The organism is Velazquezella soli (assembly GCF_977018685.1).
Window position 1 is genome coordinate 1,070,347 of the sequence record NZ_CDRNXF010000004.1, and the last position, 23,191, is coordinate 1,093,537.

A 23,191-nucleotide genomic window follows, 5' to 3' on the forward strand; every position below is an offset into this window, starting at 1 on the left:
CAAATCAAGGAAACATGCATGCTGCTTTCCGGACCTGCGATGGAACAGTCTGGCGGATCGGTCACTCCGGTCCTGTCTGTGAAGAACCTGACGACGTCGTTCAAGGTGAACGACGAATGGAAGACGGTTGTGCGCAACATCTCGTTTGATGTGGCACCGCGCGAGACGGTTGCGATCGTGGGCGAAAGCGGCTCCGGCAAATCGGTGACGTCGCTGTCGATCATGCGGCTGTTGCAGAAGAATTCGAGCCGGATCGAGGGGCAGGTCTTTCTTCAGGGCAAGGAGCTTCTGGCCCTGCCGGAGGCGGAGATGCGGCGGGTGCGCGGCAACGACATCTCGATGATCTTCCAGGAGCCGATGACCTCGCTCAATCCGATCTTCCCGATCGGAAAGCAGATCGCCGAGGCGCTGACGGTTCACACCAACATCTCCAAGGCCGAGGCAAAGGCGGAGGTGATACGGCTTCTCGAGAAGGTTCGCATCCCCAACGCCAAGAGCCGTTTCGACGAATACCCGCACCAATTTTCCGGCGGCATGCGCCAGCGCGTGATGATCGCCATGGCACTTGCGGCCAAGCCGAAGCTTCTGATCGCCGACGAGCCGACGACGGCGCTCGACGTGACGATCCAGGGGCAGATCCTTGACCTCATAAAGATGCTGCAGGAAGAGGAGGGCATGTCGGTCCTGTTCATCACCCATGACATGGGCGTGGTGGCGGAAGTGGCCGACCGGACGATCGTGATGTTCCGTGGCGACGCGGTGGAAACCGGGCAGACCGGCGATATCTTCCATCGCGGCCAGCATGCCTATACGCGAGCGCTTCTGTCCGCCGTGCCGCGGCTTGGGTCGATGGGGCAGAGCAAGCTGCCGATGCGGTTTCCGCTGATCGACGTCAACACCGGCGAACAGCAGGTTCTGGGCGAAGTGTTCGACACGGTCGCCAAGGGCAAGACGCCGATCCTCGACGTGAAGGACCTGACGACGCGGTTCGACATCCATTCCGGCCTTCTCGGACGCAAGTCTGGGGCCGTGCATGCGGTGGAAAAGGTCTCGTTCGATCTCTATGCCGGCGAAACGCTTGCACTGGTGGGTGAATCCGGCTGCGGCAAGTCGACCACCGGACGGTCCGTGACGCGGCTGATCACGCCGACCAGCGGTACCGTGCAGGTGGACGGCTATGACGTGATGAGCCTCGATCAGCATGCGCTTCGAACCATGCGCCGGTCGATCCAGATGGTGTTCCAGGATCCGTTCGCCTCGCTCAACCCCCGCATGAGCGTGGGGTCTGCCGTCGCCGAACCGTTTATCGAACACAAGCTCGGCACCAAGGCGCAGGCGCGCGAGAAGGCGGCGAACCTTCTGGAAAAGGTGGGGCTTTCGGCCGACATGATGCGGCGCTTCCCGCACGAATTCTCCGGCGGCCAGCGGCAGCGCATCGCGATCGCCAGGGCTTTGATGCTCGATCCGAAGGTGATCGTTGCCGACGAAGCGGTGTCGGCGCTCGACGTGTCGATCAAGGCGCAGGTCTGCAACCTGCTGCTCGACCTGCAGCAGTCTCTCAACCTCGCCTTCCTGTTTATCTCCCACGACATGGCCGTCGTGGAACGGGTAAGCCACCGGGTAGCGGTGATGTATCTGGGCGAAATCGTCGAGATCGGCCCGCGGGCGGCGGTGTTTGAAAACCCGCAGCATCCCTATACGAAGAAGTTGATGTCGGCGGTGCCGGTGCCCGATCCCTCGCGGCGCCGGATCAAGCGCAACCTTTCCACCGAAGAGATCAAGAGCCCGATCAGATCGGTCGATTTCGTGCCGCCGGTGCGGGAATATCGCGAAGTCGGCGCAGGCCACGTCGTGCAGGTGGCCTGACGGCGGACGGCCCGGAACGAACGCGAAGGCGGCGCCAACTGGGGCGCCGCCTCGCATCTATCATTTGCCGGATTTCGCGATCTGCAGTATGATGGCTGCATGAGCGACAGGGATGATATCCGCCAGCGGACACTGGAAGCAGCGCACCTGCAGATGATCGAGGGTAACCCCCTCGATGCTGACGACTTAGCCATGTTCGAAATGTTCGATCGGGAGGGTTTTTCGGTCGAACAGCAGCTCGATTACGTGCGTCGAGACTTGAGGCGGCGAGCAGGTCTGGACGGGAAGGAGCAGGCTTCGGCGGCGTCCAGCCGATGATCCGAACACCCGATGAGTGACGATCCTTACGTCTATCCGGGGACCAGACTGTTACGAAACAAGTTCGATATTCGCGATGCAGCCGTGCTGGACCTTGCGGAACGTCGATATTCCACCATCCGCAGCATCCAGAAAATCCCCACGGGTGATTTCGACCTGAAGCATCTGCGGACCATCCACCGTCATCTCTTCCAGGACGTCTACGACTGGGCGGGCGAGATCCGGACGGTGGAGATTTCCAAAGGGTCGAGCCAGTTCCAGTTCCGGCAGTATATCGAGACCGGCATGGCCGATGTGCATCGACGCATCACGGCGGGCAATTATCTGCGTGGTCTCCAGAGATCGGAATTTGCCGCAAAAGTCGCGCCGATCATTGGTGATGTGAACTATGTCCATCCGTTCCGCGAGGACAATGGCCGCACGCAGGCACATTATCTGAAACAGCTTTGCGGACAGGCCGGACATTGGCTCGATCTGACGAAAATCGATCCCGCAGGTTGGATCGAGGCTTCGAAACAGGCGCAAATTAGCAATTATCAAATGATGGAGACCGTCCTCTCCGAGGCGCTGAGCAAAAGCTCTCTTTGAGGGCGTCGTTGCACCATCGCCATTTGACAGCCCCTCAAAAAACATGTCAGCAAATCGACCAGAGGAGATTTACTGCCATGGCTAAGCGGAGTGACACCCAAGGCCGGCTCGACGATGCTGCGCGCGCGGGCTGGCTCTATTACGTCGCGGGGAGGACCCAGGACGAGATCGCCAATGCCATGGGCATTTCCCGCCAGTCGGCCCAGCGGCTCGTGTCGCTTGCGGTTGCCGAGCGGTTGATCAAGGTCCGGCTCGACCATCCGATCTCCGCTTGTCTCGAACTCGCTGAAGGGCTGCGCAAGAAATACGATCTCAAGCATGCGGAAATTGTGCCGAGCGATCCGGGCGGCAGTTCATCCACGGTCGGTATCGCCGAAGCGGGGGCGGGCGAGATCGAGCGCTGGCTGAAACGGCCGGATCCGATCATCATCGCCGTCGGGACAGGTCGGACGCTGAAAGCCGCTGTCGATCAGCTGCCGCCGATGGAATGCCCGCAGCACCGCATCGTATCGCTGACCGGCAATATCGGGCCGGACGGGTCGGCCGCCTATTACAACGTCATTTTCTCGATGGCCGATGCCATCAAGGCGCGGCACTTTCCGATGCCGCTGCCGGTCCTTTGTGCCTCCATCGAGGAGCGCGACACGCTGCATGACCAGGCGCTCGTGCGCTCGACACTTGCGCTCGGGGCACAAGCCGACGTCACCTTTGTCGGGATCGGCGAACTCGGCGTCGATGCGCCGCTCTGCGTCGACGGATTTCTGGAGCGCGACGAAATGGTGTCGCTGGTCGATCGCGGTGCCGCGGGCGAAATTTGCGGCTGGATCTACGATCAGCAGGGTGAGTTGCTCGACAGTGCCGTCAACGGCCGGGTGGCCTCCGTGCCGATCCCGTCGCGCGAGACATGCTGTGTCATTGGCATTGCCCAAGGCAAGAAGAAATGGGTCGCCATGCGCGCAGCCCTGAAAGGCGGACTGCTCAACGGCGTCATCACCGACGAGGCCGCAGCGCGGTATCTGCTTACTGCTTAAGCGCGGCAGATAGAATTCTGCCTGAAATTTCAGTGAATTGTCGCTTTCGGTTGCATCGCAGCGATGAATTCCCATTGACTTGCGCTAGCTTTATGTGGGTAATTGCCCATGAGCAAAGCGAATGCTCGCATTCCATCTTCTCGGGAGGAAGATATGACCATGAAAACTATTCTGCTGGGCGCCTGCTCAGCTCTGGCCTTTGTGGCCACGACTGCATCTGCCGAAACCCTCACCATTGCGACAGTCAACAACGGCGACATGGTCCGCATGCAGGGCCTGACGTCCGAGTTCACCAAGGCGAACCCGGACATCCAGGTCGAGTGGGTCACGCTCGAAGAAAACGTCCTGCGCGAACGCGTGACGACCGATATCGCGGCTGGTGGCGGCCAGTACGACATCGTCACGATCGGCAACTACGAAGTTCCGATCTGGGCCAAGCAGAAGTGGCTTCTGCCGCTCGAAGGTCTCGGCGACAAGTACGACATGGACGACCTGCTGCCAGCGATCCGCGGCGGTCTTTCGGTTGAAAACAAGCTCTATGCGGCACCGTTCTACGGCGAATCCGCCATGATCATGTACCGCAAGGACCTGTTCGAAAAAGCCGGCCTGAAAATGCCGGAAACCCCGACCTGGGAATTCATCGCTGACGCTGCCAAGAAGATGACCGACCGCAAGGCCGACATCAGCGGCATGTGCCTTCGTGGCAAGGCCGGCTGGGGCGAGAACATGGCCTTCGTTTCGGCGCTGACCAACTCGTTCGGCGGACGCTGGTTCGACGAAAACTGGAAGCCGCAGTTCGATCAGCCGGAATGGAAGGCAGCACTTACCTTCTACGCCGACATGATGAAGAATTCCGGCCCGTCAGGCGCTTCGTCCAACGGCTTCAACGAAAACCTGACGCTGTTCCAGCAGGGCAAGTGCGGCATGTGGATCGACGCGACCGTCGCTGCATCGTTCGTATCGAACCCGAAGGACTCCAAGGTTGCCGACAAGGTCGGTTACGCGCTCTTCCCAAGCAAGGAAGGCGTCGCCAACCACGGCAACTGGCTGTGGTCCTGGAACCTTGCCGTTCCGGCATCGTCCAAGAAGGCTGAATCGGCTCAGAAGTTCATCTCCTGGGCAACCAGCAAGGAATACACGACGCTTGTTGCTGCCAAGGAAGGCTGGGCCAACGTTCCTCCGGGCACGCGCACCTCGCTCTACAAGAACGCGGACTATCAGAAGGCCGCTGCCTTCGCAGCTCCGACGCTTGCTGCCATGGACGCTGCCGACATCACCAAGCCAACGGTCAAGCCGGTTCCTTATACCGGTGGCCAGTTCGTCGCGATCCCTGAATTCCAGGCTCTCGGCACCACGGTCGGTCAGTTGTTCTCGGCTGTTGTCGCCGGCCAGTCCACGGTCGATGACGCGCTTGCCGCCGCTCAGGCAACGGCAACCCGCGACATGACCCGCGCCGGTTACATCAAGTAAGCTTGGTCAAGACACTGCTGTCCGGCATCCGTGCCGGGCAGCAGATCACAGGATGACGATTGGATGCTGAACTGCATCTCGCTGTTCCAGCACGCTACCCTATAAAAACAAGATCATGCCTTCGCGTCCTCCTCTGGCCGCGTGCGGCGCGCTTACCTCCGGGGAGGGGCCTCAAAGATGGCAACGCAAAATACCAAGACGTTGGCACGCCTGATGATGGCGCCCTCCGTCATCGTTCTTTTGGTCTGGATGGCCGTACCGCTCGCAATGACGCTGTACTACTCGTTCCAGAACTACAACCTGCTGACGCCGCAGAACGTGAGCTTCGCAGGCTTCTTCAATTACCAGTATTTCTACACCGATCCGGCCTTCTTCCAGTCGATCTGGAACACGATGCTGCTGGTGCTCGGCGTGCTCGGCATTACCGTCATCGGCGGTGTCGCGATCGCGCTTCTGCTCGACCAGCCGATCTTCGGCCAGGGTATCGTGCGCATTCTGGTGATCTCGCCGTTCTTCGTGATGCCGCCGGTGGCCGCGCTGATCTGGAAGAACATGATCATGCATCCGGGCTACGGCGTGCTGGCGGATCTCGCGCGGTTCTTCGGGGTTCAGCCGATCGACTGGTTTGCCCAGTATCCGCTGTTTGCGGTGATCATCATCGTCGCCTGGCAATGGTTGCCGTTTGCGACGCTCATCCTTCTGACGGCGCTTCAGTCGCTCGACAGCGAGCAGCGGGAAGCCGCCGAAATGGATGGCGCCAATTTCTTCAACCGGTTCATCTACCTGACGCTGCCGCATCTTTCGCGCGCGATCACGGTCGTCATCCTGATCCAGACGATCTTCCTGCTCGGAATCTACGCTGAAATTCTGGTCACCACCAATGGCGGTCCGGGCTATGCGTCCACCAACCTCACCTTCCTGATCTACCGCACCGCACGTCTCGGCTATGACGTCGGCGGGGGTGCAGCGGGTGGTATCATCGCCGTCGTGCTTGCCAACATCGTCGCGTTCTTCCTGATGCGCGCCGTCGGCAAGAACCTGGACAAGTAGGAGGAACGATCATGGCTCGCAAAGTAACAACCGGAGCGAAGATCGGCTGGACAATCCTGGCCTGGGTCGTCGCACTCCTGATCTTCTTCCCCATCCTCTACGCGCTGATCACCAGCCTGAAGACGGAGCAGGAAGCGATCGCCGGCTTCAGCCTGATCCCATCGGGCACGCTTGAGAACTACATCACGGTGCAGACGCAGCGCGACTATTTCAAGCCGTTCATGAACTCGGTGATCCTGTCGGTCGGCTCCACCATCCTCGCGCTGATCATCGCGATCCCCGGGGCCTGGGCGATGGCGTTTGCGCCCGGCAAGCGTACCAAGGACATCCTGATGTGGATGCTGTCGACCAAGATGATGCCGGCCGTGGCGGTGCTGCTGCCGATCTTCATCCTGTTCCGCAACTTCGGCCTGCTCGACAGCCGCATCGGCCTCACCATCATGCTGACGCTGATCAACCTGCCGATCGTGGTGTGGATGCTCTACACATACTTCCGCGAAATTCCGGGCGAAATCCTGGAAGCGGCACGGATGGACGGCGCCAACCTGTGGAAGGAAATCGTCTACGTGCTGACGCCGATGGCGGTTCCCGGCATCGCCTCGACGCTGCTCCTCAACATCATCCTTGCCTGGAACGAAGCGTTCTGGACGATCCAGCTGACCACGACAAACGCGGCTCCGCTGACGGCCTTCATCGCCTCTTTCTCCTCGCCGCAGGGTCTGTTCTGGGCAAAGCTTTCGGCGGCCTCGACCATGGCCATCGCGCCGATCCTCATCCTCGGCTGGTTCAGCCAGAAGCAACTCGTTCGCGGCCTCACGTTTGGCGCGGTTAAGTAAGGATCACTCTTATGGGCAGCATTACTCTTTCCAAAGTCTCGAAGACGTTCGGCGAAGCCAAGGTCATTCCGTCGATCGATCTCGAAATCAACGACGGCGAGTTCGTCGTGTTCGTCGGACCTTCGGGTTGCGGCAAGTCCACGCTTCTGCGTCTCATTGCGGGGCTTGAAGACGTGACCGGCGGCCAGATCAAGATCGACGGTCGCGACGTGACGGACGCCGCTCCGGCCGAACGCGGGCTTGCGATGGTGTTCCAGTCCTATGCGCTCTATCCGCATATGAGCGTGCGCAAGAACATCGCCTTCCCGCTCAAGATGGCGAAGATGGAACAGTCGGCGATCGACAAGAAGGTCGCCGATGCGGCGCACATCCTCAACCTCACCGATTATCTCGAACGTCGCCCCGGCCAGCTTTCGGGCGGCCAGCGCCAGCGCGTGGCGATCGGCCGTGCGATCGTGCGCGAACCTTCGGCCTTCCTGTTCGACGAGCCGCTCTCCAACCTCGATGCGGCGCTGCGCGGCACGATGCGTCTGGAGATCAGCGACCTGCACAACCAGCTGAAGACCACGATGGTCTACGTTACCCACGACCAGATCGAAGCCATGACCATGGCCGACAAGATCGTGGTGCTCAACCGCGGCAATATCGAGCAGGTCGGTTCGCCGCTCGAGCTCTACAAGTCGCCGCGCAATCTGTTTGTCGCAGGCTTTATCGGTTCGCCGAAGATGAACCTGCTCGAAGGCGATTACGCCAAGGCGAAAAACGGCAAGACCGTTGGCGTGCGTCCTGAACATATCGGGCTTTCCAAGGACAGCGGTCTGTGGAAAGGCCGGGTTTCAGTTGCCGAACATCTGGGCGCCGACACCTTCCTGCATCTCGACGTCGACGGTATCGGCCCGATCACGGCGCGTGCCGGCGGCGAGTTCGGCGCGAGCTACGGCGACACGGTCTACCTGACGCCGGATGAAACTAAACTGCATCGCTTCGACGACAAGGGTCTTGCGATCCGGGCCTGAATGATCCCAAAGGCCTGAACAGCAGGCCAATCGGAGTATGAGAAAATGACTGTGAAGCTTTCGTTGGCAACTCTCAAGGATGCCGCAGCGACCGCTGGCGTGCCCGCCTACGATCCGAAGACGCTCTCCCCCGGCATCGTGCATTTCGGCGTCGGCAACTTCCACCGCGCCCACCAGGCGATCTACCTGGACGACCTGTTCAACATCGGCAAGGGCCATGACTGGGCCATCATCGGTGCCGGCGTGATGCCGTCCGATGCGGCCATGCGCGACAAGCTGAAGGCGCAGGATTTCCTCACCACCGTCGTGGAGCAGGACAACAACAAGACCGGTGCCCGTGTGACCGCGCCGATGATCGACATCATTGCGCCTGACGACAAGCAGGCGCTGATCGAGAAGCTGGCCGATCCGACCATCCGCATCGTCTCCATGACGATCACCGAGGGCGGCTATTTCATCGACGCGTCCGGCCATTTCAACCCGGCCCATCCGGCTATGGTCGAAGACGGCAGCAACCCGGATGCGCCGAAGTCGGTGTTCGGGCTGATCCTTGCCGGCCTCAAGCTTCGCCGTTCGCGCGGCCTTGCGCCGTTCACGATCATGTCCTGCGACAACATTCCGGGCAACGGCCACGTGACGGAAAACACCGTCGTTGGTCTCGCCAAGCTGTCGGATCCGGATTTTGCGACCTGGATCCACGACAATGTCGCCTTCCCGAATTCGATGGTCGACCGCATCACGCCGGCCACCGGTCCGCGCGAAGTCGATATCCTCAAGAATGACTACAATATCGACGATAACTGGCCGGTATTCTGCGAAGAGTTCAAGCAGTGGGTGATGGAAGATCATTTCCCGCTCGGCCGTCCGGCGCTTGAAGAAGTCGGCGTTCAGTTCGTGCCCGACGTCGCGCCCTACGAGCTGATGAAGCTGCGCATCCTCAACGGCGGCCATGCGACGATCGCTTATCCCGGCGAGTTGCTGGACATCCATTTCGTGCACGAGGCAATGGAGCATCCGCTGATCCGGGCCTTCCTTGCAAAGCTCGAGAAGGAAGAGATCATCCCGATCGTGCCGCCGGTTCCAGATACCAGCCTCGACGACTATTTCGACCTGATCGAGCACCGTTTCCTCAACCCGAAGATCGGCGACACCATTCCGCGCCTGGCGCAGGACGGTTCCAACCGCCAGCCGAAGTTCATCCTGCCATCGACCCGCGACCGGCTGGACCAGGGTCTCGATATCGTTGGCCTGTCGCTTGTATCGGCGCTGTGGTGCCGTTATTTTGCGGGCACGTCGGACAGCGGTCGCCAGATCGTGTTCAACGATACGAGTGCCGAGAAGCTGCAGGCGGCCGCGATCAAGGCCAAGGACGACCCGGATGCGTTCCTGGTGTTCGACGAGATCTTCGGCGAAGTCTCGACGTCTGAGCTGTTCCGCAAGCGGTTTGCGCATGCGCTGAAGACACTCTGGACGGAGGGCACGGCCAAGACGCTGCAGCTCTATCTCGACGACCAGCTCGTCAAGGATTGAGGTGAACACCGTGACGGGAATTAGTGCAATCAAACCACGCCATCTCGTGATCTTCGATTGCGACGGCGTCCTCGTCGACAGCGAGCCGCTGTCGGTGCGGGTTCTGGTGGCTGCGCTCAACCGCCACGGTATCGAAATGGCCGAGGAGGAAGCCTATGAGCGCTTCCTCGGTCGCAGCCTGGCGACAATGCGCCAGGTCATGGACGAGGAATACGGTTTCCACACCGGGCCGGAATTTCTCGAGGGTATGCGCACCGATCTCTACAGCCTGTTCAAGGCCGAGCTGAAGCCGATCCCCGGCATCGCCGAAACGCTCGAGGCGCTCGGGCTTCAAGCCTGCGTCGCATCCTCCAGCAATCCCGACCGCATCCGGCTGTCGCTGACGATCACCGGCCTGATCGACAAGCTCGATCCCCATATCTTTAGCGCCACAATGGTGAAGAACGGCAAGCCCGCGCCGGACCTCTTCCTGCTGGCAGCAAGCGAAATGGGGTTCGCGCCGGAAGATTGCATCGTCATTGAAGACAGCCCCGCGGGCATCGAGGCGGCCCAGCGGGCGGGCATGGCGTCATTCGCCTTTACCGGCGGATCGCACACCCACACTTCCGGATACCGTGACCGGATCGAGGCGCTATCGCCCGACGTCGTGTTTGACGCGATGCCGGATTTGCTCCACCTTGTCCAAAAATATATCGAGGATCGCAACGGTTCGGTTTCCGCGAACACCTGAAGCTCGGCTTTCAGGCTGGCGGGACGCGACGGGGACAGTCTGCGCGACTTACAGGGACAGGAAACAAATCGGGATGCGTGATTTTCTCGTTGCGGTCGATATCGGCACGGCAAGCGCCCGTGCCGGCGTGTTCGGCCGCGACGGAACGCTGATTGCGAAATCCAAACATCCGATCCTGATGTTCCGCCCGCGGGATAAGCACGCCGAACATTCCTCCGAAGACATCTGGTCCGCAACCTGCATCGCCGTGAAAGCGGCGTTGGCCGAGGCTGGGATTTCTGCATCCCAGGTGGCGGCCATCGGCTTTGACGCGACTTGCTCGCTTGTGGCGCGGGACCGCGACGGCGCACCGCTGAGCGTTTCGGTCAGCGGCAACGCGCATCAGGATACGATCGTCTGGCACGACCACCGGGCAATCGCCGAGGCGGAAACGCTGTCTGGAAGCGGCCATGCGGTGCTCGATTTCGCTGGGGGATCGATCTCGCCGGAAATGGAAATGCCCAAGCTGATGTGGCTGAAGCAGAACCTTCCAGACAGCTGGAGCCGGGCCGGTTATTTCTTCGATCTTGCCGATTTCCTGACCTGGAAAGCCTCAGGTTCCGCGTCGCGTTCGCGCTGCACGCTGACGGCCAAATGGAATTACCTGGCGCATGAGACGCCGGGCTGGAGCGCGGATTATCTGGCGCTTGCCGGGCTCGACGACCTTATTGAGAAGGGCGGTCTGCCGGACGATACGATCGGTGTCGGCGGCTCGATCGGACCGCTCAGCGAAACGGCGGCGGCCGAACTTGGCCTCGATACCAGCGTTCAGGTCGCGCCGGGAATGATCGACGCTTACGCGGGTGCCTATGGCGTGCTTGGCGGTGTTGGGGCGAAAAGCTTTCCAGGCTCGTCGCTGGAGACGAGCGTTGCGCTGATCGGAGGTACATCGAGCTGCATTGTCGCCTTCACCAGAGAGCCGAAACCCGGTCGCAGCCTTTGGGGCCCGTATTACGAGGCGGTACTGCCCGGCCATTGGCTGGTCGAAGGCGGGCAGTCGGCGGCGGGCGCTCTGCTCGATCATATCGTCATGATGCACGCAGCCGGCGGCGAGCCGACCACCGAGCTGCATGAGCGGATCATTGCCCGTGTCGGCGAGATGCGGGCGGCAGCAGGCGATGACGAGATTGCGCCGGATCTGCACATTCTGCCCGACTTTCACGGCAACCGGTCGCCGCTTGCGGACCCGCATGCGACTGGCGTCATCAGCGGGCTGACGCTCGATACGTCCTTCGACGGGCTTTGCCGCCGCTATTGGCGGACCTGCGTGTCGATCGCGCTCGGCATCCGTCATATTCTCGATGCGATGGCTGACTTTGGGTACCGGTTCGAGACGCTGCACGTGACCGGCGGGCATGTGAACAACCCGCTGCTGGTGGAACTCTATGCGGATGTCACGGGCTGCAAGGTGGTCATCCCGCACAACCGCGATGCGGTTCTGCTCGGAACGGCCATGGCTGCCGCGGTCGCGGGCGGTCTGCACGGCTCGTTGCGTGATGCCGGACATGCGATGAACAGCGGCGGCAGCGAGCGGCTACCCAGCACGGGACGAGACCTTTATGAGCTCGACTACCGGCGGTTCCTCGCGATGATCCGTCACCGCGAAGAGCTGCGGTCGCTGGACTAAGCTGCAACTCAGCCCGAAAGCTGATCCGCCTCGACGATGCGCTCGCCCTTTTCACCGCCGATCGCTGCATCCAGCAGAACTTTTGCCACCACATGGGCCGGGCTGATGCGCAGCCGTCGCGGCAGGATGGGATGGGCGATCTTCAGCGCGATGCTGGCAAGCCGTTCGCCGAGCCGGAATTCGCTGCGATCGCCACCCAGAAGGCCGGGCCTGACGATCGTGAGCGTGAGAAAGCCGATGGCGCGGATGGCATCTTCAAGCTCGCCCTTGGTGCGCAGGTAAAGCAGGCTGGACTTCGAATTGGCGCCGGTGGACGAGACGAGCGAGAAACGGGTTGCACCTCGTTCATGCGCGCGCCGGGCCGCACCGAGCGGCGTGGCGTAATCCACCAGACGGAAGGCCTCGTCCGATCCCGCCTTTGCCCGCGTGGTGCCGAGCGCCGAAATGACCGCGTCGACAGTCCACCAATCCGCCTCGGGCAGACCGCTGCTGAGATCGGTGATGGGATTTTCGAGCTTCGGATGGGCCGGCAAGGCGGTCGGAGGCAGCGGCCGGCGGGTGGGCGCGACGACGCGGGTGACCCGGTCGTCCTTGAGCGCCAGTTCGAGGACGTGGCCGCCGACCAATCCGGTCGCGCCAAGGAGCAGCAGGCTTGTCATGCGGATCTCCGTCACTACCACGCCCGGTGCGGGTGTCTGCCGGTGAGTATACGATTCTCGCGGCGGGATTCCTATATCCACCGGCGCTTGTTCCAGGGCGATGGTTGACCTACATGCTGCGGGCTTAACCTGGAGACGCCGATGATCCTCGACGCCGCACGCCTATCGCTGATCAACCTGTTTGCGCCCGAAACAAGATCGGCCTTCTGGAAGACGCTGGGGCTGACATTCCTGATCCTGATCGGGTTGTGGTTTGGCTTGCGGGAGCTCTTTGCGATCTACCTCTGGCCCTGGTTTGCCGCCTTCTTTCCGGATGTGCCGGATTGGACGGGATGGCTGACGCTGTTTGCGGCGATTGCGGCCGGCATCGGGCTGGCGCTGGTGCTGGCCTTGCTGATTGCGCCGATCACCGCACTGATCGCGGGTCTCTTTCTCGACGATGTGGCGGCGGTGATCGAAAAGCGCGACTATCCCGATGACGTGCCGGGCCGGGAAATGCCGCTCGGTCAGGCGATCCTGGGGTCGATCCAGTTTCTCGGCATCGTGATCATCGGCAATATGATCGCGCTGCTTTTGCTGTTCATTCCCGGCGTCAACCTGATTGCGTTCTTCCTGGTGAACGGGTATCTGCTGGGACGGGAATTCTTCGAGTTCGCCGCGATGCGGTTCCGCCCTCCCGCCGAGGCGCGGGCGTTCCGCTCGAAGCATTCCTCCACCGTGTTCATGGCGGGCCTGCTGATCGCCGGCTTCCTGGCGATCCCCTTCGTCAACCTGCTGACGCCGCTGTTTGCGGCCGGGCTGATGGTGCATCTGCACAAGAAGGTATCGAAGCGCGACCCGTCCTTCCGGCTTCAGACGCCGATCACCTGAGGCGGTAGCTCGACCAGCGGTGCTGGGATGGGACAGGTCTTTTCGGGCGACCGACAGAGGTCGGCGATGACGCAGTGCTCGCATTCGGGCTTGCGGGCCTTGCAGGTATAGCGGCCGTGCAGGATCAGCCAGTGATGGGCGTGGAACAGATACTGGTCGGGAATGACCTTCAGGAACTGCTCCTCGACCTCATCCGGCGTTTTACCGGGCGCCATCAGGCAGCGGTTGCCGATGCGAAACACATGGGTATCGACGGCAAGCGTCGGAATGCCGAAGGCCATGGACATCACCACATTGGCCGTCTTGCGGCCGACGCCCGGCAGGCGCACCAGGTCCTCGCGCGTGCTTGGCACCTCGGATCCGAACTCGTCGATCAGCATGCGACAGAGCGCGATGACGTTCTTGGCCTTGTTGCGGTAGAGGCCGATCGTCCTGATATGGGCGATGACGCCGTCCTCGCCGAGCTCCAGCATCTTTTCCGGCGTGTCGGCGATCTTGAACAGCTCGCGTGTCGCCCGGTTAACGCCGATATCGGTTGCCTGCGCCGACAGCGCCACGGCGACCACGAGCGTGAACGGATTGACGTGCTCGAGCTCTCCCTTCGGCTCCGGCCGCTGCACCGAGAAGCGGCGGAAGATCTCCACCATTTCGTCAGGCGTATAGGCGGGCTTGAAGCGCTTCGGCTTGCGCCCTTTGGTGGTGCTGCTTTTTGTCGCCGGGGTTTTCGTGGATTTGATTTTCGCAAGGGCCATGACACTGTATAGTCTCGCCCCATGACGGAAATCAACGCGCAGCCGATCGATGAGAAACCGGTCTTTGCGGCCGAACTGACGCCCTATCGGTCGCTCGGCCGACGCGGGTTTTTTGTCGTGCTGTCGATATCGGGTGCCGTCTGCCTGTTCTACGGCCTTTTCTTCCTGGCGACCGGCGCCTGGCCGATCGGGCTGTTCCTCGGTTTTGATTTCCTGCTTCTCTATGGCGCGCTGAAACTCAGCTACCGTTCCGGCCGGCAGCGCGAGGAAGTCACGGTGTCGAGGACCAATCTTTCGATCCGGAAATTTTCACCAACGGGGCGGATGGTGGAGCATCGCTACAACCCGTTTTGGGCGCGATTCAATGTCAGCAGGCACGAGGAATTCGGGATTACGGCGATGCAGGTCTCGGGTGAGGGACGGCAGACCGAAATCGGTTCGTTTCTGAACCCGGACGATCGTGAGAGCTTTGCGAGGGCATTTCGCGGAGCGCTTGCGACCGTCACGAGACGGTTGTGATCCTGTCAAGAAACGGGTGGCTCTGATGGGATCGAGCGTGCATCTATAGGGCACAGGGAGATTGCCATGAACGCTCTTGCTTCGCTTTCCAGGCCCGACATGTCCGCACCCGGCATCGACGTGACGCCTGATGGCTCCGACTACGAGACGGTGCGGCGTGTCATCGAGATGCTGACGCTCGATTATCGCGCGCAGCCTTCGCTCGAAACGATCGCTGCCGAACTTGGCCAGTCGCCGACACAGTTGCAAAAGGTGTTCACCCGCTGGGCGGGTCTGTCGCCCAAGGCCTTTCTGCAGGCGGTGACGCTCGATCATGCCAAGCGGCTGCTCGGCCAGGAAGGTCTGCCGCTTCTGGAGACGTCCTATGAACTCGGTCTCTCGGGACCCGGCCGCCTGCACGATCTGTTCGTGACCCATGAGGCGATGTCGCCGGGCGAATGGAAGGGAAGGGGCGCGGGTCTGACGATCCGCTACGGGTTCCACCCGTCGCCATTCGGCATGGCGCTGGTCATGGCGACGGAGCGTGGGCTTTCGGGCCTGGCGTTTTCCGATCTCGGCGGTGAAAAACCGGCCTTCGAGGACATGGTGCGGCGCTGGCCGAATGCCGCCTATGTCGAGGACAAAGAAGCGACGGCGCCTTATATCGGCCGCATCTTCGACCGGGGCCAATGGTCGGCGGACCGGCCACTCAATGTCGTTCTGATCGGGACCGATTTTCAGCTCAAGGTGTGGCAGAGCCTGTTGAAGATCCCGTTCGGCAAGGCGGTCACCTATTCCGCCGTCGCCTCCGATATCGGCCAGCCGACGGCAAGCCGGGCGGTGGGAGCGGCCATCGGCGCCAACCCGATCTCCTTCGTCGTGCCCTGCCACCGGGCCGTGGCGAAGAACGGGGCTTTGACCGGGTATCACTGGGGTCTGACCCGCAAACGGGCGATCCTGGGCTGGGAGACAGGCAACGCCTGAGCCGCACAGTCCGCCCGACAACTTGCCGTCCTTCAGGTGCGTGTCAGCAAACAGGCCGAAATGATTGCCATCCTGCACTTCAACGGACGGCAGCATGGAACAGTCACGCGTCAGAAGCTGGTTTCGCATGGGAGCCTCGGCGATTTTCGCTGCCGCTCTGGGTTTGGGGGCCTATCTCGGGTATCTGCAGCTCAGCGGCAATTTCCATACGGTGATCGACGGCGAGCTCTACCGGTCTGCCCAGCCGGGTGCCGCCGATATCGAGACCTATGCAAAGACCTACGGCATCCGCACCATCGTCAACTTGCGCGGTGAGGACGACAAGGCCGGATGGTATGCCGAGGAGGTCTCCGCCGCAAAAAGGCTTGGCCTGACGCATCTGGATTTCCGGATGTCGGCTTCCAGGCAGTTGAGCGAAGCGGAGGCGGACCGGCTTGTCACGATGATGCGGGACGCACCGAAGCCGATCCTGATCCATTGCCGCTCGGGTTCCGACCGCACCGGCCTTGCCGCCGGACTTTACAGCAGCGAGATTGCCGGCATGTCCGAAGAGATCGCCGAGCGCCAGCTTTCCCTCTACTTCGGCCATATCGGTATTCCGGTCATCTCGTCGGCCTATGCCATGGATAGGACATGGGAGCGGCTCGAGCACCATTCCTGGCGCGACAGGATTGCATTGCTGACAACGGATATCGATCTCTGACGTCGTTGCGGCCGAGGCTGGGAAACTCTGCCGGCAGTTGGCGGGTCGTGCCCAATGCGCTGGGATCTCGGCCAGTTCCAAGGAGCCATCATGCCAACATGCAACGTCGTTCTGACAGAGCACCACCGGCAGGTGATCGCGCGGCTTCTGGAAACGGGACGCTATCAGAACGCCAGCGAAATCGTGGGCGATGCACTGCGGCTTATCTGCCCAGGCCGACATCACCAAGATCATTGCCTATACGGATGAGAACTTCGGACGCGGCGCAAGGCGCCGTGACGTACAGCTTCTCGTGACTGCCTTTCGCGATTTGTCGCAAGACCCGACCGGGTTCAATCGATAGGGCGGAGCTTGGGGCAGGCATACGCAGCTTCCATCTCAGGCGTAGCCGGACGAGGGCGAAGCACGCAAGCGGACTGGTCGTGCAGCCTCGCCACTTCATTCTCTACCGGTATCTTGAACCGTCGCTTATCGGGATCGGTCGCGTGCTTCATGACGCTGTCGATCTCGAAAGGCACCTCCCGACAGCATTCGGCGATGAAAGCGGGCGGTCCTAATCCACCTCCGCCAGCCGCAGCAGTTCCACTGCGGCGGTTTCGTCGGTGATGAGGGTGTTGCAGCCGATGCGTCGGATGGTGGCGCGGATGGCGATGGCGCGGTGTGTGCCGCCGGAGGAGAGGACGATGTGTTTTGCCTTGGCGAGCGTATCGAGGTCGACGGACATGACCCGCTCGTTGAGCTTCTGATCGACGGACCGGCCTTCCTCGTCGAGGAAATTGAACATCGTGTCGCAGACACAGCCGGCGGCGATCAGCCGCTCGAGTTCGGTGGCTGAAATGAACCCCTCCGACAGCGAGGTCGAATGCGGGCCGATATCACCGCAGCTGACGACCGCGAGATCGAGGTTCTCGGCGAGGTCATAGACGGCATCGAGGCCGCATTTGTCGATCAGAGCCCGTTTGGTGGCGACGCTGTCGACCAGAAGCGGGGCGAGGAACATGAAGCATTCGGCGCCCAGCTGGCCGGCAAAGCGCCAGGTGAAGTCGATCGGGTTGGTCTGGTGGACAGCGACAATGCCGCCGAGCAGCGAGACGACCTTGCAGCGTTCGCGACGGGGCGGGCGGAAGCTCGAAAGCGCTGCCGTCATCGTGCGGCCCCAGCCGACGCCGATCGTCATGTCGTTCTGGATTGCTTCCGACAGGAACTGGCCGAGCGCCAGACCGACGGCGCCGGCCAGTGCATCGGCGCTGTTGTCGCGCGGGGCGGGCACCACGACCGCCTCATCCAGTCCGTAGGCGCGTTCCAGCTTGGTCGCCAGCTCGACGCAGGTGTCGATGCCTTCCGAGATCCAGATCTGCACTTCGGAGCGTTTCATTGCCTCGTCGAGAAGGCGGATGACGGTCGAGCGACTGATGCCGAGCCGCTCGGCTACCTCCTTCTGCGTCAGGCCCTGGTTGTAGTAGAGCCAGGCAGCGCGAAGCCGCAGGGAGGACGCTTCCGAATATGCGGTGTGGGTATCGCGTCTCAGCTTGGCCAAATTCTGATGTCCTTTTTCATTCAGGACCATAGGGCTGACGTGAAACATATGTCAATTGTGAAGGACAAATGTCTTGACTTCTTTACCCTGAAGGGTTGTTATCCGGTCAACAGCGATCCAGAAACCATACGACGCCCCGAGCGTTTGTATTCGCTTAACAAGGATTTATTCGGATGACGTCGAAACTAGAGCAGCTTCGTTCCATGACAACGGTCGTCGCCGACACGGGCGACATCGAGGCGGTGACCCGCCTCAAGCCGGTCGATTGCACCACCAACCCGTCGATCGTTCTGAAGGCGATCGGTTCGCCGGCATTTGCCGACACGTTCCAGGAAACGGTAGCCTGGGGCCGCAAACAGGGCGGCAGCGACGACGCGATCACGGTTGCCGTGGCTGACAAGCTGGCGATCGACGTGGGCGCGGCACTTGCGGGGATTGTCCCCGGCCGTGTTTCGACCGAAGTCGACGCCGACCTTTCCTTCGACACCGAAGGTTCGATCACCAAGGCGCACAAGATCATCGCAGCCTACAAGGATCGCGGCATCGAGCGCGAACGCATCCTGATCAAGCTGGCATCGACCTGGGAAGGCATCAAGGCCGCCGAAGTTCTGCAGGCCGAAGGGATCGACTGCAACCTGACGCTTCTGTTCAGCCACGCCCAGGCCGTTGCCTGCGCGGACGCCAAGGCGTTCCTGATCTCGCCCTTTGTCGGGCGCATTCTCGACTGGTACAAGAAGTCGACCGGTGAAGACTACACGTCCGAGACCGATCCGGGCGTCGTCTCGGTGCGTTCGATCTACAATTACTACAAGGCGAACGGCATCTCGACGATCGTCATGGGCGCCTCGTTCCGCAATGTCGGCGAGATCGAAGCTCTTGCCGGTTGCGACCGCCTGACGATTTCGCCGAACCTGCTCGACGAGCTCGACAAGGCGGAAGGCACGCTGGAGCGCAAGCTTTCGCCTGAAAAGTTCGAGCCGGCCGCGCCGATCAAGATGGACGAAAAGACCTTCCGCTGGATGCTCAACGAAGACCAGATGGCGACCGAAAAGCTTTCGGACGGTATCCGGGCGTTCAACAAGGATCTCGGCGCGCTCCGCGAGCTCGTGAAGAAGGAACTGGTCCGCGCCGCGGCCTGATTTCCTCAACGTTTTCCAATGAGAAGGCCCGCCTCGTGCGGGTCTTTTTCGTTTTCCTAATGTGCACGGCCGAGGCACAGGGTTAACCGAACGTTTAGCCGGAACTCCTAGATCTTTCAGCCTACAAATCACTTTGAAGCTGGAGCGCATCGATGGCTGGGATTTCTTTTGGCCGTATCTTGTCCAACGCCGCCGTGATCAAGGCCCTCAATCGGTCGCAGGCAATCATCGAATTCGACCTGAAGGGCATCATACTCGATGCCAACGAAAACTTCTGCAATGCGCTCGGCTACCGCCTGGACGAGATCGTCGGCAGGCATCACAGCATGTTCGTCGATCCGGCCGATGCAGCTTCCTCGGATTACGCGGCGTTCTGGGCACGGCTTTCCACAGGCGCGTTCGATCAGGGCAAATACAAACGCGTGGGCAAAGGCGGCCGCGAGATCTGGATCGAAGCCACCTACAATCCGATTCTGAAAGGCGGCAAGCCTTACAAGGTCGTGAAGTTTGCGACCGACATCACGGAAGCGCGCAAGCGGGCGCTCGAGGACCGGGGCAAGCTTGAGGCACTGTCGCGGGCGCAGGCGATCATCGAATTTTCGCCGACAGGCGAGATCCTCAACGCCAACGACAATTTCTGTGCCGCCGTCGGCTACCGTCTCGATGAGATCGTCGGCAAGCACCATTCTATCTTCTGCGAACCCGACTATGCGCGCTCGCCGGACTATCAGGAGTTCTGGAAGAAGCTCGGACGTGGCACCTTTTCGGCCGATCAGTTCACCCGCATCACCAAGACCGGCGAGAAGATCTATATCCAGGCATCCTACAACCCGATCATCGACGACAGCGGACGGGTGTTCAAGGTCGTCAAGTTCGCAACGGATGTGAGCGAACGGGTAAGGGTGGTCAACGATCTCGGCACCGGACTTGCACGTCTCGCCGATTGCAATATCCAGCAGACGCTGGATACGCCGTTCATCGTGGAATTCGAGCCGCTGCGCCGGGACTTCAACGCCTCGATCGGGGCGTTCCAACAGACGCTGATGGGGGTCCTGCAGCAGACTTCCAGCCTCAACGACAGCAGCCAGGACATGCAGGTGGCGGCCGACCAGCTGTCCGCCCGCACCAAGGAGCAGGCAGCGTCGCTTCGAGAAACGACGGCGGCGCTGGAGCAGGTGACGGAGACGGTAAGGTCCTCCAACACCAATGCGGAGGAAACCCGCAAGCTGGTCAAGGGCGCGCTGCAATCTGCGACCACGTCCTCCTGCGTGGTGCAGGAAACCATCACGGCGATGAAGCGGATCGAAGGTGCATCGTCCGAGATTACCAAGATCATCAGCGTGATCGACGAGATCGCGTTCCAGACCAATCTTCTGGCGCTCAATGCTGGCGTCGAGGCGGCCCGTGCGGGCGAGGCGGGCAAGGGCTTTGCGGTTGTGGCACAGGAGGTGCGTGAACTGGCGCAGCGTTCCGCCAAAGCCGCCAAGGAGATCAAGGGACTGATCGAGAATTCCGGCCGGCAGGTCACGGAGGGCGTGCGCCTTGTCGACGCGACGGGCGCCGCGCTGCACGAAATCGAACGTTTTGTCGCCTCGATCGACCAGAATGTCCAGTCGCTGGCCACTGCGGCGCAGGAACAGTCGGGTGGCCTGTCCGACATCAACCAGACGGTTTCGCAGCTGGACCGGATGACGCAGCAGAACGCGGCGATGGTGGAGCACACGACCGGCATCAGCCGCCAGCTTGCAAGCGGCGCGGCTCTGTTGTCGGAACTGGTCGGACATTTCAAGCTCAACAGGCGCGGCGAAATGCGCGAAACGGGTTCACCGCGTGCCGGCGGCGGCCGCAGGGCCGCTTGACGCAACAGCGAGCGACGACCGGTGGAGAGGCCCGCGTCATGCGGGCCTTTTGTCGTCTGAAGGTCAGGCATGATGGGCGATGGGCCGGCCGGAGCGCGGATGCGCTTCGGGAGCCTCATTCCGGGACAGGCGTTGGGCGAAGGAAAAGCCCAGGTTTAAAGCTTCTTCAATCAGAGTAGCGCAGACTGCGGCTTGAGTATTCCATGTCTTGTTGTGCGTGATGGGGTGAAGATGCCGGAGTTCGGCGCGTGAAGATCCGGCTATCGAAGAAGCTGCTCGCGGTCGTCGGCGGTGTTTCCGTGCTCTGCGCCGGCAGCGGCGCGGCGGCCGTGTTCGTGGGCAAGGAAAAGTTTTTCGGCCCGTCTTACGCGGATCTCAACGGCCTGACCTGTTCTGTGTTGCAGACGTTCACGACCAAGCGCGACGGACGCACCTGGGTGCGCCGCTATGTGAATGCCGACGAGGTTGCCTCGGCGGATGGCGTTGGTGACGGCATGGCACGCATCCGCACCGCGTTGCGCGTGGCAAAATCCATCCAGGAAAAGGAAAAGGCCGACATCGTGCAGGTGGCGATGGTCGACAAGGCGGGTCCGAAGGACCGCGCCGAAATGCGCGGCCGCATGATCGGCGCGCAGGTCGTCTACATTCCAGATGTTTCCAAGGCACCTGATGGCGCGGCGCGGGAACGCTATTCCGCATTCTATGTCGAAGGCGCTGCGACATCCAAGGGCGAGTATTACGGCCAGCGCATCGACATGCCGCTCGCCGATATCGAGCATCTCGAAGCAAGTCTCACCGACAAAACCGACTGTATCGACCCGGTGGCGATCGCCGCGGCCGAGGCTGCAGCTGCGGGAGGACACGGCGCGGCCACGGGGCATGACAAGAAGCCTGCCAAGGGGCATGAACCTGCCGGACATGGCGAAGCCTCCGGTGGGCATGACGCACCTGCAGCTGAAGGAGAGGCGCCGGCAGCCGAGCACGGCAGCGCGCCTGCCGAAGGACATGGCGAGGCAGCGGCTTCGGGCCATGGCGAGGGCGGGGAACCTGCCGCCAAGGAAAGCGGCGGTCTCCTGAGTTCGGTGACCGGCCTGATCTTCGGTTCGACAGAGGAAGCAGCGCCTGCCGCCGCCGCGCATGCGCCGGACGGCGAGGGGCACGCTGCACCGCAAGGCGGCGAGCATCCAATCGACGCGAAGCAGGATGGTCATGCACCAGCTCCAGCCGCAGCGGCGGATGACACAACCGACGGTTCGAAAGAGCATGCAGCAAAGGTTGAGCCTATCTCTGCGCCGGCAGAAACACCTGCACCGACCGAACAGAAGAGTTTTGTCTCTTCCATGAAGGAGATGCTCTTCGGTTCCAGTGACAAGGCTCCGGACGCGGCGCCGGATGCCACACATGACGAAGCCTCGGCAGAGCCGGCTTCCCCAAAGACCGAGCCCGCGCCAGAGCCACGCACCTCTGCCGAGGGCGGCAAGCGCTGGTCGAAGCAGGATGGCAACGACGAGATCCGTTCCGGCGGGCCTTCGGTTGCCGACGCCGTGCATGACGACAAGGCCGCCGAGCCAGCCGCTACGGTCGCGTCGGATCAGCCGAGCGCGGCAGCAGGCGGGTCCAATGCCGCGGATGCGGCCGGTGCCGCGTGGCTTGAGAAGCTGCGGGCGCAACAGGCTGGTTCGGCCAGCAAGCCCTAGTCAAAAAACAACCTATCGGTTGCTCCATCGTCCAGAGAGGCCCTTGCCATCGAGCCCCGTTGGCGCGGCGGGGCGGGGACAGCATGTTGGCTGTTGCTGCGTATGGTCGGAACCTGCGAGAAGATCCACTGATCCTCTCCCCGTTTCAGTGAGAGGAGTCAGGCTGCTGACAAAGGTCTTGTCAAACAACTCTTGATGTCACTTTGGAACCGATCCGGTTCGCAACCTCCTCTCATCCTCGCCCTTTTGGCGGGGATCCCGTCAGCTCAAGTCCTTGAGCTGAGAGAGTCTTTGACCCGACGGACGTCGTGTCGCTGGATCCCCGCCACAAGGGCGAGGATGAGGGAGCGTGGGGTGTCGCTCTCGTCAAGCAAGCTTCTTCAGCGTTTGTC

General features: G+C 61.6%; 22 protein-coding genes. 19 read left to right on the forward strand and 3 right to left on the reverse strand.

From position 1 onward, the window contains the following. Window positions 1–18: 18 nt before the first annotated feature. The 11 genes from AC0JZ8_RS08685 to AC0JZ8_RS08735 all read left to right on the forward strand — a co-directional run bounded on the left by AC0JZ8_RS08685 (window position 19) and on the right by AC0JZ8_RS08735 (window position 12,101). Window positions 19–1,866 carry an ABC transporter ATP-binding protein gene (locus AC0JZ8_RS08685; RefSeq protein WP_471892295.1) on the forward strand — a complete coding sequence of 616 codons (1,848 nt, stop codon included), beginning with the start codon at window positions 19–21 and terminating at the stop codon, window positions 1,864–1,866. Window positions 1,867–1,965: 99 nt separating this feature from the next. Next, the gene (locus AC0JZ8_RS08690; protein WP_113111927.1) at window positions 1,966–2,184 is read left to right on the forward strand and encodes a hypothetical protein; all 219 of its coding nucleotides are present in this window, start codon (window positions 1,966–1,968) and stop codon (window positions 2,182–2,184) included. A 12-nt stretch (window positions 2,185–2,196) separates the two neighbouring features. Beyond that, complete coding sequence (locus tag AC0JZ8_RS08695; RefSeq protein WP_471892296.1) at window positions 2,197–2,772, forward strand: Fic/DOC family protein; 576 nt, start codon at window positions 2,197–2,199, stop codon at window positions 2,770–2,772. Window positions 2,773–2,849: 77 nt separating this feature from the next. Further along, entirely contained in the window at window positions 2,850–3,803 is a 954-nt protein-coding gene (locus AC0JZ8_RS08700) for a sugar-binding transcriptional regulator (RefSeq protein ID WP_471892297.1), read from the forward strand. 153 nt (window positions 3,804–3,956) lie between these two features. Next, window positions 3,957–5,273: an ABC transporter substrate-binding protein gene (locus AC0JZ8_RS08705; protein ID WP_113111925.1), complete on the forward strand. Its 1,317-nt coding sequence runs from the start codon at window positions 3,957–3,959 to the stop codon at window positions 5,271–5,273. Between the two features lie 177 nt (window positions 5,274–5,450). Then, the gene (locus AC0JZ8_RS08710; protein WP_062461269.1) at window positions 5,451–6,323 is read left to right on the forward strand and encodes a carbohydrate ABC transporter permease; all 873 of its coding nucleotides are present in this window, start codon (window positions 5,451–5,453) and stop codon (window positions 6,321–6,323) included. Between the two features lie 11 nt (window positions 6,324–6,334). Next, window positions 6,335–7,159, forward strand: a complete 825-nt coding sequence (locus tag AC0JZ8_RS08715) for a carbohydrate ABC transporter permease (RefSeq protein ID WP_062461266.1) — start codon at window positions 6,335–6,337, stop codon at window positions 7,157–7,159. Window positions 7,160–7,170: 11 nt separating this feature from the next. Continuing rightward, window positions 7,171–8,175 carry an ABC transporter ATP-binding protein gene (locus AC0JZ8_RS08720; RefSeq protein ID WP_062461262.1) on the forward strand — a complete coding sequence of 335 codons (1,005 nt, stop codon included), beginning with the start codon at window positions 7,171–7,173 and terminating at the stop codon, window positions 8,173–8,175. A gap of 45 nt (window positions 8,176–8,220) precedes the next feature. Further along, on the forward strand, window positions 8,221–9,705 hold the full coding sequence (locus tag AC0JZ8_RS08725; protein ID WP_113167283.1) for a mannitol dehydrogenase family protein: 1,485 nt from the start codon (window positions 8,221–8,223) through the stop codon (window positions 9,703–9,705). Window positions 9,706–9,724: 19 nt separating this feature from the next. Continuing rightward, window positions 9,725–10,435 (forward strand): HAD-IA family hydrolase, encoded by a 711-nt coding sequence (locus AC0JZ8_RS08730; RefSeq protein WP_174196854.1) that lies wholly within the window; start codon window positions 9,725–9,727, stop codon window positions 10,433–10,435. A 73-nt stretch (window positions 10,436–10,508) separates the two neighbouring features. Further along, the gene (locus tag AC0JZ8_RS08735) at window positions 10,509–12,101 is read left to right on the forward strand and encodes an FGGY-family carbohydrate kinase (RefSeq protein ID WP_471892298.1); all 1,593 of its coding nucleotides are present in this window, start codon (window positions 10,509–10,511) and stop codon (window positions 12,099–12,101) included. An 8-nt stretch (window positions 12,102–12,109) separates the two neighbouring features. On the opposite strand, the gene AC0JZ8_RS08740 is transcribed toward AC0JZ8_RS08735, so the two are convergent. Then, window positions 12,110–12,760, reverse strand: coding sequence for an NAD(P)H-binding protein (locus AC0JZ8_RS08740; RefSeq protein WP_471892299.1), 651 nt, complete (start codon window positions 12,758–12,760; stop codon window positions 12,110–12,112). A gap of 141 nt (window positions 12,761–12,901) precedes the next feature. Between AC0JZ8_RS08740 and AC0JZ8_RS08745 the strand changes: the two genes are divergently transcribed. Then, entirely contained in the window at window positions 12,902–13,630 is a 729-nt protein-coding gene (locus tag AC0JZ8_RS08745; RefSeq protein WP_471892300.1) for a sulfate transporter family protein, read from the forward strand. Here AC0JZ8_RS08745 and nth read toward each other — a convergent pair. Beyond that, entirely contained in the window at window positions 13,612–14,382 is a 771-nt protein-coding gene (nth, locus tag AC0JZ8_RS08750; RefSeq protein ID WP_471892301.1) for an endonuclease III, read from the reverse strand. The two genes, AC0JZ8_RS08745 and nth, sit on opposite strands and share 19 nt — an antisense overlap. 21 nt (window positions 14,383–14,403) lie before the next feature. On the opposite strand from nth, the gene AC0JZ8_RS08755 reads away from it, so the two are divergent. The 4 genes from AC0JZ8_RS08755 to AC0JZ8_RS08770 all read left to right on the forward strand — a co-directional run bounded on the left by AC0JZ8_RS08755 (window position 14,404) and on the right by AC0JZ8_RS08770 (window position 16,816). Then, window positions 14,404–14,901, forward strand: a complete 498-nt coding sequence (locus AC0JZ8_RS08755) for a DUF2244 domain-containing protein (RefSeq protein WP_113167014.1) — start codon at window positions 14,404–14,406, stop codon at window positions 14,899–14,901. Between the two features lie 66 nt (window positions 14,902–14,967). Next, a complete protein-coding gene (locus tag AC0JZ8_RS08760; RefSeq protein ID WP_471892302.1) occupies window positions 14,968–15,864 on the forward strand; it encodes a methylated-DNA--[protein]-cysteine S-methyltransferase in 897 nt (298 codons plus the stop codon). Window positions 15,865–15,958: 94 nt separating this feature from the next. Then, window positions 15,959–16,567, forward strand: a complete 609-nt coding sequence (locus AC0JZ8_RS08765) for a dual specificity protein phosphatase family protein (protein WP_244476232.1) — start codon at window positions 15,959–15,961, stop codon at window positions 16,565–16,567. A gap of 90 nt (window positions 16,568–16,657) precedes the next feature. Then, window positions 16,658–16,816, forward strand: coding sequence for a ribbon-helix-helix domain-containing protein (locus AC0JZ8_RS08770; RefSeq protein WP_471893341.1), 159 nt, complete (start codon window positions 16,658–16,660; stop codon window positions 16,814–16,816). A 304-nt stretch (window positions 16,817–17,120) separates the two neighbouring features. Here the strand turns inward: AC0JZ8_RS08770 and AC0JZ8_RS08775 are convergent, their stop codons facing one another. Continuing rightward, complete coding sequence (locus AC0JZ8_RS08775; protein WP_092659685.1) at window positions 17,121–18,104, reverse strand: sugar-binding transcriptional regulator; 984 nt, start codon at window positions 18,102–18,104, stop codon at window positions 17,121–17,123. A 173-nt stretch (window positions 18,105–18,277) separates the two neighbouring features. Here AC0JZ8_RS08775 and tal point away from each other — a divergent pair, with 173 nt between their 5' ends. The 3 genes from tal to AC0JZ8_RS08790 all read left to right on the forward strand — a co-directional run bounded on the left by tal (window position 18,278) and on the right by AC0JZ8_RS08790 (window position 22,799). Beyond that, entirely contained in the window at window positions 18,278–19,243 is a 966-nt protein-coding gene (gene tal / locus AC0JZ8_RS08780) for a transaldolase (RefSeq protein ID WP_113111915.1), read from the forward strand. A 152-nt stretch (window positions 19,244–19,395) separates the two neighbouring features. Beyond that, window positions 19,396–21,102 carry a methyl-accepting chemotaxis protein gene (locus AC0JZ8_RS08785; RefSeq protein ID WP_471892303.1) on the forward strand — a complete coding sequence of 569 codons (1,707 nt, stop codon included), beginning with the start codon at window positions 19,396–19,398 and terminating at the stop codon, window positions 21,100–21,102. 248 nt (window positions 21,103–21,350) lie between these two features. After that, window positions 21,351–22,799 carry a hypothetical protein gene (locus AC0JZ8_RS08790; RefSeq protein WP_471892304.1) on the forward strand — a complete coding sequence of 483 codons (1,449 nt, stop codon included), beginning with the start codon at window positions 21,351–21,353 and terminating at the stop codon, window positions 22,797–22,799. Window positions 22,800–23,191: the final 392 nt, after the last annotated feature.

What these genes read in the sequence shown, in the direction of transcription:
- AC0JZ8_RS08685 (WP_471892295.1), top strand. Translation starts at nt 19, where the DNA reads ATGCTGCTTTCCGGACCTGCGATGGAACAGTCTGGCGGATCGGTCACT.
- AC0JZ8_RS08690 (WP_113111927.1), top strand. Translation starts at nt 1,966, where the DNA reads ATGAGCGACAGGGATGATATCCGCCAGCGGACACTGGAAGCAGCGCAC.
- AC0JZ8_RS08695 (WP_471892296.1), top strand. Translation starts at nt 2,197, where the DNA reads ATGAGTGACGATCCTTACGTCTATCCGGGGACCAGACTGTTACGAAAC.
- AC0JZ8_RS08700 (WP_471892297.1), top strand. Translation starts at nt 2,850, where the DNA reads ATGGCTAAGCGGAGTGACACCCAAGGCCGGCTCGACGATGCTGCGCGC.
- AC0JZ8_RS08705 (WP_113111925.1), top strand. Translation starts at nt 3,957, where the DNA reads ATGACCATGAAAACTATTCTGCTGGGCGCCTGCTCAGCTCTGGCCTTT.
- AC0JZ8_RS08710 (WP_062461269.1), top strand. Translation starts at nt 5,451, where the DNA reads ATGGCAACGCAAAATACCAAGACGTTGGCACGCCTGATGATGGCGCCC.
- AC0JZ8_RS08715 (WP_062461266.1), top strand. Translation starts at nt 6,335, where the DNA reads ATGGCTCGCAAAGTAACAACCGGAGCGAAGATCGGCTGGACAATCCTG.
- AC0JZ8_RS08720 (WP_062461262.1), top strand. Translation starts at nt 7,171, where the DNA reads ATGGGCAGCATTACTCTTTCCAAAGTCTCGAAGACGTTCGGCGAAGCC.
- AC0JZ8_RS08725 (WP_113167283.1), top strand. Translation starts at nt 8,221, where the DNA reads ATGACTGTGAAGCTTTCGTTGGCAACTCTCAAGGATGCCGCAGCGACC.
- AC0JZ8_RS08735 (WP_471892298.1), top strand. Translation starts at nt 10,509, where the DNA reads ATGCGTGATTTTCTCGTTGCGGTCGATATCGGCACGGCAAGCGCCCGT.
- AC0JZ8_RS08740 (WP_471892299.1), bottom strand. Translation starts at nt 12,760, where the DNA reads ATGACAAGCCTGCTGCTCCTTGGCGCGACCGGATTGGTCGGCGGCCAC.
- AC0JZ8_RS08745 (WP_471892300.1), top strand. Translation starts at nt 12,902, where the DNA reads ATGATCCTCGACGCCGCACGCCTATCGCTGATCAACCTGTTTGCGCCC.
- nth (WP_471892301.1), bottom strand. Translation starts at nt 14,382, where the DNA reads ATGGCCCTTGCGAAAATCAAATCCACGAAAACCCCGGCGACAAAAAGC.
- AC0JZ8_RS08755 (WP_113167014.1), top strand. Translation starts at nt 14,404, where the DNA reads ATGACGGAAATCAACGCGCAGCCGATCGATGAGAAACCGGTCTTTGCG.
- AC0JZ8_RS08760 (WP_471892302.1), top strand. Translation starts at nt 14,968, where the DNA reads ATGAACGCTCTTGCTTCGCTTTCCAGGCCCGACATGTCCGCACCCGGC.
- AC0JZ8_RS08765 (WP_244476232.1), top strand. Translation starts at nt 15,959, where the DNA reads ATGGAACAGTCACGCGTCAGAAGCTGGTTTCGCATGGGAGCCTCGGCG.
- AC0JZ8_RS08770 (WP_471893341.1), top strand. Translation starts at nt 16,658, where the DNA reads ATGCCAACATGCAACGTCGTTCTGACAGAGCACCACCGGCAGGTGATC.
- tal (WP_113111915.1), top strand. Translation starts at nt 18,278, where the DNA reads ATGACGTCGAAACTAGAGCAGCTTCGTTCCATGACAACGGTCGTCGCC.
- AC0JZ8_RS08785 (WP_471892303.1), top strand. Translation starts at nt 19,396, where the DNA reads ATGGCTGGGATTTCTTTTGGCCGTATCTTGTCCAACGCCGCCGTGATC.